The following is a 12599-nucleotide window of genomic DNA, read 5'->3' on the forward strand; positions in this document are numbered from 1 at the left end:
GCGAGTCGCCCGCCAACACCTTTGCCGTCAGCGTGCGCCTGTATCGAGACAAAATTTGGGCGGTGCGTATCCGTGGAAAGGCTGAAGGCCGAAACTCCGCGCGGCATGAGGCGATCAGGTTTTGCGTATTGCGCGTTCGCAAAACCTGATAGCGCGGAGGTGCACTCAAGGTGGGAGAAGCGCGGCGTGCGCATGCGCGAACTCGAACGATTGACCGGCGTGGGGCGGGAAACGATCCGCTTCTACATCCGCGAAGGTCTGCTGCCCGAACCGGACCGGGCGAGCGCGAACAGCGCGTTCTACAATGAAACGCATGTCGCGCGGCTGAAGGCGATCAAGCGGCTTCAGGAAGAGCGTTTCCTCCCGCTCGCGATCATCCGCACGCTGCTTGACGGCGAGGATGGCGACCGCTGGCTGCATGCCGATGCCTTTCCCGATCTCGATGCGATGCTGCGCGCCAGGCTCGACCCCGGCGGCGCAGGCGCGACTCTGGAAGAGCTTGCCAAGCAGACCGGCTTCACGATCGATGAGCTTCGCCTCGCAGTGGAGGAGGGCGTGCTCTGCCCCGATCGCGATGGCCGCTTCGGGCCGCGCGATATTGCCGTTGCCCGCTGCCTCTGGGAACTGAACGTCATCGGTTTCTCGGTGGAGCGCGGCTTTGTCGGCGGCGGTGCGATGTACACGCAGTTCATCCAGTGGCTGGTCGGGCAGGAGATGCGGCTGTTCTTCGAACATACCGCCGGCAAGATCGGTGACGACGAGGCGCTCGCGATGGCGGAGCGCGGCATATCGACCATCAACGAAATGCTCAGCCTGATGCGGACGCGGGAAATTCTCCGTCAGCTCGAGGCGCGGCGCAGGATCGCCAACGACAACGCCTGATCTGCCTGATCTGCGGGCTCAGAACCGGGTCGCGATGGTAACGGCCGGGCCGCTGCCCGGCGCGGCCTCCCCTGCGATACGGAAGCGGTATTCGCCGCGCAGTTCGATTGTGCCTGTCCCGAGCTGACGGGTCAGCTGTGCCGCCGGGCCGATTTCCAGTTTTGATGTCGAACCGTTGCCTGAATCCTGAAGGCTTCCCCAAAGCCCGGTTCCGATACCGGTTCGAAATCGTCCCTCGGTCGTCAGCGGATAAAGCGCCAGCGCCTGCCCGCCTGCAAAACCATCGCGGCTGCGGGCTCCGACAACACCGGCTTCGACATAGGCGCTCAGATCAAACGGCATGCGGTCGTCCGCGGTGTGCCAGCCTCCGCCGGAAACGCGCAGCGACCAGGCGCTGCGCGCGTCGCCGCCGGCCGCGAGCAGGCGCTCCGCACTGATCGCGGGGCCTTGCCGCCCGCGCGGCATCCACGCGGCGCCGATCGCGGTTTGCATGCTGCGTTCGCTACCGTTTATCCGGTCGTGGGCGATCGCGGCGCGGGCGAAGACTTCCACAGGGCGCCGTGACAGGGGGTCGATCGTATAGCCGATGCGTGCGCCGCTCTGTCCCCCGCCCAGCAGCGGCCGGTCGCCGAGCAGGCCGGAGGTTCCTTCCCGAATCAGGCTGTAGGCCTCCATCCGCCAGCGTTTGCGCAGCGCCGACAGCTCGGCTTTCCATGCGGCTGCATTGGGATGCATGGGGTCGGCGGCAAGCGCGGATGCGAAGCTGTTCGCGGCGGCGCGTCTGTTGCCTGCGGCGAGCGCGCGGTAAGCCGCGTCTGCGGATGCGAAGGCGTCCGCCTCGGCACTTGCGGTGAACCTTGCCGAAGCCGATGCCCCGACTTCCGGTTTCGGGTCGTCAAGGAATGCGATGGAAGCCGCATGCGGCCCCGAACGCGGCTCGGCGCGGCGGGCAACGAGGCGTCCGGCAAGCGCCGGAGCGTCGGTCGAGATGAACGAGGGGAGGGCGCGCGCAACCTGAACCGGCTCGGTATGTCGCCCTTGCGCGGCCGCTGCCTGCGGCCGCTGCGAAAGCATCGCGGCGTAGGTTCGCCCGGCTTCGTCGAAGCGCCAGGCCGACCATATGGCGAGTGTGACCGACAGCACGGCGAAGGCGCGGACGGGGCGCATCAGTCGCGCGCCACCGATTCGGGAAACCGGTGCGCGGTCTTTTCCCAAACGGGCGCGGTTTTGCGAATGGCCCCGCGCACATACAGAGTGCAGGCCCTCAGCGCCGCGAGGAAGTTGATGATGTTGCCGACGAAGGCGCGGGGCAGCGCGCGGAGGGCTTCGGCGATCCCGTGCTGGCGCCCGGTGAAAAGTATACGCATTGCCAGCCGCCAGACGAGCAGCGCGGTCGTGAGGCGCAGGAGCAGGTCGAGCGCCGAGCCCGGCTCCACGACGGCAGGCAGCAGGCGCGCGTCCGGCATGGTTGCCCGGAACAGGATCGCGGCGGCGTAGGCGATGGCCGCCACATAGGCGAGGATCACGACGATCGCGTTCAGCAGCGCCTTGCGGTCCCGCATCAGCATGTAGCGCGCGGCAAGCCCGCCCTGCCATCCGATCCGGTCCCAGCCGTGAAGCGCGATGCCGAGCAGCCAGCGCGATTTCTGCCTTACGGCGGCTTCAAGCGTCTCGGGGAAATGCTCCTGCGTCGTGACGTGCGCCGCCCCGGCGCGGCCCGGCATGCGCACGAAGATCGCCTTGCCGCCGCGCGCATGAATGCGGTGGCCGAGTTCATAGTCTTCGGTCAGCGAGAGCGGGTCGAACGGCGCGCCGCCCAGGTCGTCGGCGATCCAGCCCATCATCGCGCGTTCGAAACCGCAGGCGACGCCCGCTGCGGGGATCGCGGCGCCGATCGCTTCGCGCACGACCATGTCCTTGGTGTGACTTTCGGCGAATTCGTCCAGGTAATGACCCGCGATCCAGCGCGAGTTCGGGGCCGCGAAGGGCACCACCGGCAACTGCACCATCGCCTTTGCCGGGATCAGATAATCGATGACGCCGAGTTCGCGCGGGTGCACCACATCCTCGGCATCGTGCAGCACGATCGCCTTGAAGCGCACGCCGTAGGCGTCCTCGTGGCGGCACATCGCGCGCCAGATGGCGTTCAGGCAATGCGCCTTCGTGGTGGGGCCGTCCCGCTCGACGATCACGACGGCGATCCGCGGGTCGGAAAGCGCGGCGACCACGCGCAGGGTGGCCGCGTCATTGGGGTAGACGCCCACGAACACCCGGTAGTGCGGAAACAGCATGCGCCGCGTGAAGGCTGTGAGCATCGGCCCGATCACGTCCGCCTCGTCCCACGCAGGAACGAACACCGCGATCGGCGCCGAGGCCGAACCGCCACCGGGCAGCGAACGCGCATCCGTGCGCCGCCGCCCGCGATAGACCGTCAGCCGCCGCCAGATCCGGCGGCTGAAATACACTAGGTCGAACAGCAGATCGTCCAGGCTCGACACCAAAACGCCCGCCGCCGCTAGAAGCAGCAGCTCTCGCGTCAGCAGCCAGTATCCGGCCAGCCAGACGTACGGGTCTTCCATGCTGAACGATCCCCCCGTTCAGAAACGTGCCCGTAATGAAAGCCGTTCGCAACGATTCTGCAAGTCTTTAATTTTGAAGGATTTGTGCTGCTCGCCAAGCGGCGCTGTCCGGCGTATATCTCTTCCCATGCAGCAATATCTCGATCTTCTCGCCCGCGTCCGCCGTCACGGCACGCAGCGCGGCGACCGCACCGGCACGGGCACGCTCAGCGTCTTCGGCCACCAGATGCGCTTCGATCTCGCCGACGGCTTCCCGATGCTGACGACGAAGAAGCTGCACCTGAAATCGATCGTGCACGAGCTTCTCTGGTTTCTCGCGGGCGACACCAACATCCGCTACCTGAAGGAAAACGGCGTCTCGATCTGGGATGACTGGGCGGACAGCGAAGGCGAACTCGGGCCCGTCTACGGCAAGCAGTGGCGACGCTGGGAGGCGCCGGGCGGGCGCGTGATCGACCAGATTTCAAACCTCGTCGAGATGATCCGCCGCAATCCCGAATCGCGGCGCCTGATCGTGTCGGCGTGGAACGTCGCGGAGGTGGACAGCATGGCGCTGCCGCCCTGCCACTGCCTGTTCCAGTTCTACGTCGCGGAAGGCCGGCTTTCCTGCCAGCTCTACCAGCGCAGCGCCGACGTGTTCCTCGGCGTGCCGTTCAACATCGCGTCCTACGCGCTCCTCACGCAGATGATGGCGCAGGTCACCGGGCTGAAACCGGGCGAATTCGTCCACAGCTTCGGCGACGCACACCTCTATCTCAACCACCTCGATCAGGCCGATCTGCAGCTCACGCGCCGCCCGATGGCGCTGCCCGAGATGCGCATCAACCCGGACGTGAAGGACATCTTCGGCTTCCGCTACGAGGATTTCGAGCTTCTGGGCTACCAAGCGCAACCGCACATCAAGGCGCCGGTGGCGGTGTGATCCCCACATACCGGCCGGACATCGTCCTCGTCGTCGCGCGCGCCGACAACCGGGTGATCGGCAAGGACGGCGCGATGCCGTGGCACCTTTCCGAAGATCTGAAACGCTTCAAGCGCATCACGGTGGGGAAGCCCGTCATCATGGGCCGCAAGACCTTCGAATCGATCGGCAAGCCGCTGCCGGGCCGCCACAACATCGTGCTCACGCGCCAGACGGGCTGGCAACCCGAGGGCGTGACCGTGGTTCCGAACCTTGCCGAAGCGATCGCCGCCGCCGGGCTCGATCCGCGCTCCCGCGCCGATACGATCATGGTGGTCGGCGGCGCGGAAATCTACGCGCAGGCGCTTCCTGTCGCGACGCGCATCGAGCTGACCGAAATCCACGCCGCGCCCGAAGGCGATACGTATTTTCCAGAGCTTGATCCCGCGCGCTGGCGTGAGACCTTCCGCGAGGTTCATCCGGCGGGGGAAACGCACCCCGCCTACGATTTCGTGACGCTGGAGAGGGTCTGATGGCAAAGGCGAAGGTGCGCAAACGGCGCTGGCCGTGGATCGCGGCGGCGCTGGCGGTTCTAGCCGCCGCGCTGTTCTTCGGCTTTGCGCCGGGCATCCTCGAGCGCTCGATGAACCGCATCGCGGGCTCGGGCGAATGGACCGTCAGCCCTGCCGCGCAGGCACTCCACGACCGGCTGGTGATCGCCGATCTGCACTCCGACACGCTGCTCTGGAAGCGCGATCCCGAAGCACGCGCGGGGCGCGGCCATGTCGATCTGCCCCGGCTTCAGGACGGCAATGTGAAGCTGCAGGTCTTCTCCTCCGTCACCAAGTCGCCGAAGGGCCAGAATTACGAGTCGAACGGCGCCGATACCGACACCATCACGATGCTCACGGTGGCGCAGCTCCAGCCGCCGCGCACGTGGGATTCGCTGCTCCAGCGCTCGCTCTGGCACGCGGAGCGGATGCGCGCGGCGAAGGGCTATCACCTCGTCACCACCGTGCGCGATCTCGATGCGCTGCTCGCCGACCGGCGCGCGACCGGCGCGCTGCTCTCGATCGAGGGCCTCCAAAACCTCGAAGGCAGGCTCGGCAACGTCGATGTGCTGTTCGATGCGGGCTACCGCATGGCGGGCCTCACGCACTTCTTCGACAACGAGGTGGCGGGTTCGATGCACGGCCTTGAAAAAGGCGGGCTCACCCCGTTCGGCCGCGACGTCATCCGCCGCATGGAGGCGAGGGGCATGATCGTCGATCTCGCCCACGCCAGCCACAAGACCGTCGCGGAGGCGCTGAAACTGGTGACGAAGCCGGTCGTCTACAGCCACGGCGGCGTCAAGGCGACGTGCGACACCAACCGCAACCTTTCCGACGAAGAGATCAGGGGCATCGCCGCGACCGGCGGCGTCATCGGCATCGGCTTCTGGGACGCCGCCGTCTGCGAACCGACCCCGCAGGCGACCGCGCGCGCGATGCGCCACGTGCGCGATCTGGTCGGCATCGATCATGTCGGCCTCGGGTCGGACTGGGACGGCGCCACGACCGTGGGCGTCGATGCCGCGCACCTCGCCGCCGTCACGCAGGCGCTGATCGATCAGGGCTTCACGGAGACCGAAATCGGGAAGGCGATGGGCGGCAACGTGCTCCGTGTCCTCCGCGCCACCTTGCCGCGCTAGGTGCCTTGCCGTGCCGGGCCGGGCGGGATAGCAGAGCGACCATGAAACGCATCACGGGGGATGCGCCGCTGCCCCGCGCGCTTCGCGGCGGCATCGCGGCGATCGGCAATTTCGACGGCTTCCACATCGGCCATCAGGCCGTCGTCGGCTGGGCGCTGGCGCGCGCGCGCGCGCAGGGGCTGCCCGCGCTCGTCGTGACGTTCGATCCGCACCCGGCGCGGCTCTTTCGTCCGCAATTGCCGCCGTTCATGCTGACGACGGTGGATCAGAAGCTCGATCTGGTCGAGGCGTTCGGCATGGATGCCGCCGTCGTGCTGCGCTTCGATGCGGCCTTCGCGGCGCTGCCTGCCGATGAATTCGTCGCGGGCGTACTCGTGGGGCGCCTCGGCCTCACCGGCACCGTCACGGGGGAGGATTTCACCTTCGGGCGCGGCGCGAGCGGCGATCCCGCGAAGCTGCTCGAACTCGGCGGCGCGCACGGGCTCATCCCCGAAACGGTGTCGCCCGTGCGCGACGAAGGCTCGGCGATCATTTCCTCCACGCGCGTGCGCGCCGCGCTGCAGGCGGGGCATTGCCGCGAGGCCGCGCGGCTGATGGGCCGCCCCTTCGCCATTGCCGGCACCGTGGAACACGGCGACAAGCGCGGCCGCACGATCGATGTGCCGACGGCCAACGTCGCGATCGGCAGCGAATACGTCCGCCCGGCCTACGGCATTTATGCCGTGCGCTGCCGCCTTGAAGACGGGCGCGTTGTCGAAGGCATCGCGAACCTCGGCATCCGGCCCATGTTCACGCCGCCCAGGGAACTGCTGGAGGTTCACCTGTTCGATTATGCGGGCGATCTTTATGGGCAGACGCTGGAAACGGAGCTTGTCGCGTACCTGCGCCCCGAAATGAAACTCGCCGATCTCGAAGCGCTGAAGGCGCAGATCGCCAAGGATATCGTGGACGCGCGCGCTGCTCTCCTCTAGGGCGTAGCGCGATATGAGCGACGAAACCCGTAAAGACTACCGCGACACCGTCTTCCTGCCGAAGACCGATTTTCCGATGAAGGCCGGGCTTGCCGATGCGGAGCCGAAATGGCTCGCGCGCTGGCAGGGGCTGGATTTCTACAAGCGCCTCCGCGCCGAGCGGAAAGCCCGCGAGAAATTCGTCCTCCACGACGGCCCGCCCTACGCCAACGGCGACATGCACATCGGCCACGCGCTCAACCATGTGCTGAAAGACATGGTCGTGCGCACGCAGACGCTGCTCGGCAAGGATGCGCCCTATGTTCCGGGCTGGGATTGCCACGGGCTTCCGATCGAATGGAAGGTCGAGGAGGAATACCGCAAGAAGGGCAAGAACAAGGACGAGGTCGACCCCAAAGCCTTCCGCGCCGAATGCCGCGCCTACGCGCAGAACTGGGTAGACCGCCAGCGCGAGCAGCTGAAACGCCTCGGCATCAACGGCGATTGGGACAATCCCTACCTCACGATGGATTTCCAGGCGGAGGCGACGATCGTTTCCGAGCTGCTCAAGGTGGCGGAATCGGGCCAGCTCTATCGCGGCGCGAAGCCCGTGATGTGGTCACCCGTGGAAAAGACCGCGCTCGCCGAGGCGGAGGTGGAATACGAGGATATCGTCTCCACGCAGGTGGATGTGGCGTTCGAGATCACGGAGTCTCCGATCACCGAACTGGTTGGTGCGTATGCCGTGATCTGGACGACCACGCCGTGGACTGTGCCGGTAAACCAGGCGCTCGCGTATGGTCCGGACATTGAATATGAAATTCTTCCTTGGAATGGCAAAAAGCTCCTCATTTCTAAGGAGCTTATCCCGGGCGTCCTAGAGAGGTTGATGGCAGTTAGCGGCCAAATCGGTGATGTCACCCTGACGGCGTACGGCCACGGCCAAGGCAAACAGTGGACCGGCAAAGGTTCCGATCTCGCCGGCACCATCGCCCGCCACCCGATGGCGAACCTGTTCGAATCCCCCCTCCCCTTGAGGGGAGGGGTCGGGGGTGGGGCCTCTCCGGCGGACTCGGCGGATGGGGCCACGCCCCACCCCAACCCCTCCCCTGAAGGAGAGGGGCGAGAGCCTGCGATCGACCGGCAGTCGATGCTGGCCGAGTTCTTCCTGCGCCCGCGCCCGTTCCTCCCCGGCGATTTCGTTACCACCGAGAGCGGCACCGGCCTTGTCCACATGGCGCCGGACCACGGCGAGGACGACTTCCTGCTCTGCAAGGCGCACGGCATCGATCCCGTGTTCGCGGTGGAAGGCGACGGCAAGTACCGCGCCGACTGGGCATGGCTCGGCGGGCAAGGCAGCGTCATCAACCCGAAGTTCAACGGCCCGGAAGGCCCGATCTGCTCGGACCTGAAAACTGCGGGCGGTCTGCTCGCGGCGTCGGCGGATTATTCTCACTCCTACCCGCACTCGTGGCGTTCCAAGGCCAAGGTCATCTTCCGCTGCACGCCGCAGTGGTTCGTGCCGATGGACAAGCCGATCGAAGCGCAGGGCAAAACGCTCCGCGAAACCGCGATGGCGGAGATCGAGCGTGTGCGCTGGGTGCCGGAGCGCGGGGCGAACCGCATCGGCGCGATGGTGTCCGGGCGGCCGGACTGGGTGCTCTCGCGCCAGCGCGCGTGGGGCGTGCCGATCACGCTGTTCGTCCACCGGCAGACGGGCGAATATCTCGTCGATGCGGATGTGAACGCCCGCATCGTCGCGGCGGTTCGCGCCGAGGGCGTCGATGCGTGGACGGGCACCGATCCGCAGGTCTTCCTTGGGGACGCGTACAAGGCCGACGATTACGAGCGCATGGGCGACATTCTCGACGTGTGGTTCGATTCGGGCTGCACGCACGCGTTCGTGCTCGAATCAGGCCGCTGGCCCGATCTGCGCTGGCCCGCAGACCTTTATCTCGAAGGCTCGGACCAGCATCGCGGCTGGTTCCAGTCCTCGCTGCTGCAATCCTGCGTCACGCGCGGGCGCGCGCCTTATGACGCGGTCGTCACGCACGGCTTCACGCTCGATGCGTCGGGCCGCAAGATGTCGAAAAGCCTCGGCAACACCATCGATCCCAACAAGGTGATCGGCGAAAGCGGCGCGGACGTGCTGCGGCTGTGGGCGCTGAACGTCGATTGGCGCGAGGATCACCGCATCGGCCCGGAAATCATGCGCGGCATGACCGATGCCTACCGCAAGATCCGCAACACCTTCCGCTATCTGCTCGGCGCGCTCGACGGCTTCGACGAGGCCGAGCGCATCGCGGCGGCGGACATGCCGGAGCTGGAACGCTGGGTGCTGCACCGCCTGGCGCAGCTCGGCGACGAACTGCGCGGCTGCGTGAACGACTTCGATTTCACGCGCTACGTCACCGTGCTCCAGGCGTTCTGCGTCCACGATCTCAGCGCCTTCTACTTCGATGTGCGCAAGGACAGCCTCTACTGCGACGCCGTGGACAGCCCGAAGCGGCGCGCCTGCCGCACGGTGATGGACACGCTGTTCCACGCGCTCACCCGCTGGTTCGCGCCCGTGCTGGTGTTCACCGCCGAAGAAGCCTGGCAGGCCCGCTTCCCCAGCGAAGACGGCTCGGTCCACCTGCTCGATTGGCCGGAGATCGATGCGGCCTGGCTGGACGCTGCGCTCGGGCAGAAATGGGAGACGATCCGCGCCGCGCGCGAAAGCGTCACCGAGGCGATCGAGCCCTTCCGGCGTGAAAAGACGATCCGCTCGTCGAACGAGGCGGTCGTGCGTCTCCCCGAAGTTGCGGGCATTTCGGCGGCGGATTTCGCCGAGGTGTCGATCGTCAGCGCGGCCGAATATGGCGGCGATGCCACCGTGGTGACGCGCACCGAGGCGGAAAAATGCGCGCGCTGCTGGCGCCACACCGGCGATGTTGATCCCGCCACCGAACTTTGCGTGCGCTGCACCGGGGTGACGGCGTGACGGCGGCGCGGGCCTATCTGCTTTCGGCGGCGATCTTCGTCGTCGATCAGCTCGTGAAGCTGTGGATCATCGCCGGCATCGGCCTGCAGGCGAAGGGCAGCATCAACCTGCTGCCCGTCCTCAGCCTCACGTGGGTGGAAAATCGCGGCGTCTCGATGGGGCTCTTGCAGGCGGACGGCGCGACGGAGCGCTGGATTCTCACCGCCGTCACCGCGCTCATCGCAGGCGGCGTCGCGTGGTGGATGCGCAAGGAGACGAACCGCATCGATATTCTCGCGCTCGCGCTCGTGCTCGGCGGCGCGCTCGGCAACATCGTCGATCGCGTGCGTTTCGGCTACGTCGTCGATTTCGTGCACGTCCATGTCGGCGCATGGAGCTTTTATGTCTTCAATGTCGCCGACGCGGCGATTACGATAGGTGTCGCAATCCTGTTGCTGCGCGCGTTCTTCGAACGCAAGCCTGCGGCAGCAGAATGAAGTGGAGTTGAAAAGCATGTCTTCCCTGACGCGCGCTGCCCTTTTGGGCGTAACGGTGCTTGGTCTTTCCGCCTGCGGCAGCAGCGGCATCTTCGGGCGCGACGCGCCGGACGAGTTCGCCATCGGCCGCTCCGCGCCGCTTGTCGTGCCGCCGGACTACAACCTCGCCCCGCCGCGCCCCGGCGCGCCGCGTCCGATGGAAACCGATGCGCAGACGCAGGCGATGGAAGCGCTGTTCGGCGCGGGCGTGCGCCCGGCGCCGAAGTCGGTCGGAGAGCAGAAGCTGCTCGACGATGCAGGCGCGACGCGCCCCGATCCCTCGGCGCGCTCCACGGCAGGCGATCCCGCCACGGAAGTCGTCAACAAGGGCGCGACCCTGAAGACGATCATCGACGCGCAGCCGGGCAGCAGCGATCCGGCGACGGCGAGCGCTTCGATCGGCGGCTAGCTACCCGATCTTCTTCGCCACGCCGCGGCTGAAGCTGCCGAGGACGCCGCGGCCGATGCGGCCGCCCATCGGGCCGGCGATCGCCTTGCCGATCTCGTAGCCGATCTGGCTGCCTGCGGTTCCCACAGCGGTCGAGGTCGCCGATGCGCTGCGGCGCGAGGGCTTCTTGCCCGCGAGGCTGTCGCCGAAGTCGCGCGCCTTCTTGGCGACGAACGCGCCGATCACCGCGCCCGCGATCTTGCCGAGGATGCTGTTCGACCAGTTGCTGCCGGTCTTGCCGCGCGCCGCCGGGGCTTCTTCCTCCACGGTTTCGAGCGCCTGCTCCGCGCGCGCCTTCAGAATCTCGAACGCCGATTCGCGGTCGATGCTCTCCTCATAGCGCCCCGCGAAGGGTGAACTTGCGATCATCACCTTGCGCTCCTGCTCGGTCAGCGGCCCGAGTCGCGAGCAGGGTGGGCGGATGAGCGCGCGCTCCACGGGTGCGGGCGCGCCGTCGCTGTCGAGCAGCGAAACGAGCGCCTCGCCGACCTTCAGCTCGGTGATCGCGGTCACGACATCGAGCCCCGGATTGATGCGGAACGTCTCGGCGGCGGCCTTGATGGCCTTCTGGTCGCGCGGCGTGAAGGCGCGCAGCGCGTGCTGGATGCGGTTGCCGAGCTGCCCGCCGACGTCCTCGGGAACGTCGATCGGGTTCTGCGTGATGAAATAGACGCCGACGCCTTTCGAACGGATCAGACGCACCACCTGCTCCACCTTTTCGAGCAGTGCCTTCGGCGCCTCGTCGAACAGCAGGTGGGCCTCGTCGAAGAAGAACACCATCTTCGGCTTGTCGGGGTCGCCCACCTCCGGCAGCGCTTCGAACAGTTCCGAAAGCAGCCACAGCAGGAATGTGGAATAAAGCCGCGGGCTCTGCATCAGCTTGTCGGCGGCAAGGATGTTCACCTGCCCGCGTCCGTCGTCCGCCACCGTCATCAGGTCGGCGACGCTGAGCGCAGGCTCGGCGAAGAAGCGCGCGCCGTCCTCGTTCTCCAGCACCAGCAGCTGCCGCTGGATGGCGCCGACGCTCGCCTTGGTGACGTTGCCGTAGCGCGTGCCGATCGTCGCGGCATTGTCCGCCACATAGGTCAGCATCGATTGCAGATCCTTGAGGTCCAGCAGCATCAGCTGTTCCTCGTCGGCGATGCGGAAGGCGATGGTGAGCACGCCCTCCTGCGTTTCGTTCAGCCCCATCAGGCGGGAGAGCAGCAGTGGCCCCATTTCCGAAACCGTGGTGCGCACAGGGTGCCCCTGCTCGCCGAACAGATCCCAGAACACCACCGGGAAGGCTTCGTAGGCATAATCGGCAAGGCCCATGCCGGCGGCACGTTTCTGCAGGGCGTCGTGCGCCTTGTGCGTCGCAGAGCCCGGCATGGCGAGCCCGGCAAGGTCGCCCTTCACGTCCGCCATGAACACGGGCACGCCGATCTTCGAGAAGCCCTCGGCGAGGATTTGCAGGCTCACGGTCTTGCCTGTGCCCGTCGCGCCCGCGATCAGGCCGTGCCGGTTGGCGCGTTTCAGATCGAGTTCGAGCGCCTTGTCACCCGCCGCACCGACGAAAATCGTTCCCATCACCCGCTCCCTGTCCGCTCCGGCACAAGTAAAGCATGTCGCGCGAAAACCGAAAGCCGGAAAAGAAAACCCCGGCCGCGAG

The 12599-nt window shown here is 66.7% G+C and carries 11 protein-coding genes; 8 read left to right on the forward strand and 3 right to left on the reverse strand.

Annotation, left to right across the window (positions count from 1 at the left end):
* Positions 1-192 precede the first annotated feature (192 nt).
* Entirely contained in the window at positions 193-882 is a 690-nt protein-coding gene (locus GGQ98_RS04445) for a MerR family transcriptional regulator (RefSeq protein ID WP_243451697.1), read from the forward strand.
* Positions 883-900: 18 nt separating this feature from the next.
* Here GGQ98_RS04445 and GGQ98_RS04450 read toward each other — a convergent pair whose 3' ends face one another.
* Positions 901-2049, reverse strand: coding sequence for a hypothetical protein (locus GGQ98_RS04450; RefSeq protein WP_184065721.1), 1149 nt, complete (start codon positions 2047-2049; stop codon positions 901-903).
* Complete coding sequence (locus tag GGQ98_RS04455) at positions 2049-3461, reverse strand: glycosyl transferase family protein (protein WP_184065724.1); 1413 nt, start codon at positions 3459-3461, stop codon at positions 2049-2051. Before GGQ98_RS04455 ends, GGQ98_RS04450 begins: the two co-directional genes overlap by 1 nt.
* Before the next feature lie 127 nt (positions 3462-3588).
* Between GGQ98_RS04455 and GGQ98_RS04460 the strand changes: the two genes are divergently transcribed.
* From GGQ98_RS04460 to GGQ98_RS04490, 7 genes are read left to right on the forward strand one after another with little or no spacing between them, the layout of a single operon-like run.
* On the forward strand, positions 3589-4383 hold the full coding sequence (locus tag GGQ98_RS04460; RefSeq protein WP_184065726.1) for a thymidylate synthase: 795 nt from the start codon (positions 3589-3591) through the stop codon (positions 4381-4383).
* A complete protein-coding gene (locus GGQ98_RS04465; RefSeq protein WP_341534131.1) occupies positions 4380-4895 on the forward strand; it encodes a dihydrofolate reductase in 516 nt (171 codons plus the stop codon). The genes GGQ98_RS04460 and GGQ98_RS04465 overlap by 4 nt, the downstream gene beginning before the upstream one ends.
* The gene (locus GGQ98_RS04470; RefSeq protein ID WP_184065729.1) at positions 4895-6052 is read left to right on the forward strand and encodes a dipeptidase; all 1158 of its coding nucleotides are present in this window, start codon (positions 4895-4897) and stop codon (positions 6050-6052) included. Before GGQ98_RS04465 ends, GGQ98_RS04470 begins: the two co-directional genes overlap by 1 nt.
* Positions 6053-6093: 41 nt before the next feature.
* Positions 6094-7023, forward strand: a complete 930-nt coding sequence (locus GGQ98_RS04475) for a bifunctional riboflavin kinase/FAD synthetase (protein ID WP_184065732.1) — start codon at positions 6094-6096, stop codon at positions 7021-7023.
* A 13-nt stretch (positions 7024-7036) separates the two neighbouring features.
* Positions 7037-9985: an isoleucine--tRNA ligase gene (gene ileS, locus GGQ98_RS04480; protein WP_184065735.1), complete on the forward strand. Its 2949-nt coding sequence runs from the start codon at positions 7037-7039 to the stop codon at positions 9983-9985.
* A complete protein-coding gene (lspA, locus tag GGQ98_RS04485; RefSeq protein WP_184065738.1) occupies positions 9982-10461 on the forward strand; it encodes a signal peptidase II in 480 nt (159 codons plus the stop codon). The genes ileS and lspA overlap by 4 nt, the downstream gene beginning before the upstream one ends.
* A gap of 16 nt (positions 10462-10477) precedes the next feature.
* The gene (locus GGQ98_RS04490; RefSeq protein WP_184065741.1) at positions 10478-10909 is read left to right on the forward strand and encodes a DUF3035 domain-containing protein; all 432 of its coding nucleotides are present in this window, start codon (positions 10478-10480) and stop codon (positions 10907-10909) included.
* Here GGQ98_RS04490 and GGQ98_RS04495 read toward each other — a convergent pair whose 3' ends face one another.
* Positions 10910-12517 carry a helicase HerA-like domain-containing protein gene (locus GGQ98_RS04495; RefSeq protein WP_184065744.1) on the reverse strand — a complete coding sequence of 536 codons (1608 nt, stop codon included), beginning with the start codon at positions 12515-12517 and terminating at the stop codon, positions 10910-10912.
* Positions 12518-12599: the final 82 nt, after the last annotated feature.

Source organism: Sphingosinicella soli, from assembly GCF_014199685.1.
Taxonomy (GTDB): domain Bacteria; phylum Pseudomonadota; class Alphaproteobacteria; order Sphingomonadales; family Sphingomonadaceae; genus Sphingosinicella; species Sphingosinicella soli.

Bases quoted from the DNA above. Each gene is read 5' to 3' on its own strand.
- ileS (WP_184065735.1), top strand. From the start codon at position 7,037: ATGAGCGACGAAACCCGTAAAGACTACCGCGACACCGTCTTCCTGCCG.
- GGQ98_RS04470 (WP_184065729.1), top strand. From the start codon at position 4,895: ATGGCAAAGGCGAAGGTGCGCAAACGGCGCTGGCCGTGGATCGCGGCG.
- GGQ98_RS04475 (WP_184065732.1), top strand. From the start codon at position 6,094: ATGAAACGCATCACGGGGGATGCGCCGCTGCCCCGCGCGCTTCGCGGC.
- GGQ98_RS04490 (WP_184065741.1), top strand. From the start codon at position 10,478: ATGTCTTCCCTGACGCGCGCTGCCCTTTTGGGCGTAACGGTGCTTGGT.
- GGQ98_RS04460 (WP_184065726.1), top strand. From the start codon at position 3,589: ATGCAGCAATATCTCGATCTTCTCGCCCGCGTCCGCCGTCACGGCACG.
- GGQ98_RS04450 (WP_184065721.1), bottom strand. From the start codon at position 2,049: ATGCGCCCCGTCCGCGCCTTCGCCGTGCTGTCGGTCACACTCGCCATA.
- GGQ98_RS04495 (WP_184065744.1), bottom strand. From the start codon at position 12,517: ATGGGAACGATTTTCGTCGGTGCGGCGGGTGACAAGGCGCTCGAACTC.
- GGQ98_RS04445 (WP_243451697.1), top strand. From the start codon at position 193: ATGCGCGAACTCGAACGATTGACCGGCGTGGGGCGGGAAACGATCCGC.
- GGQ98_RS04455 (WP_184065724.1), bottom strand. From the start codon at position 3,461: ATGGAAGACCCGTACGTCTGGCTGGCCGGATACTGGCTGCTGACGCGA.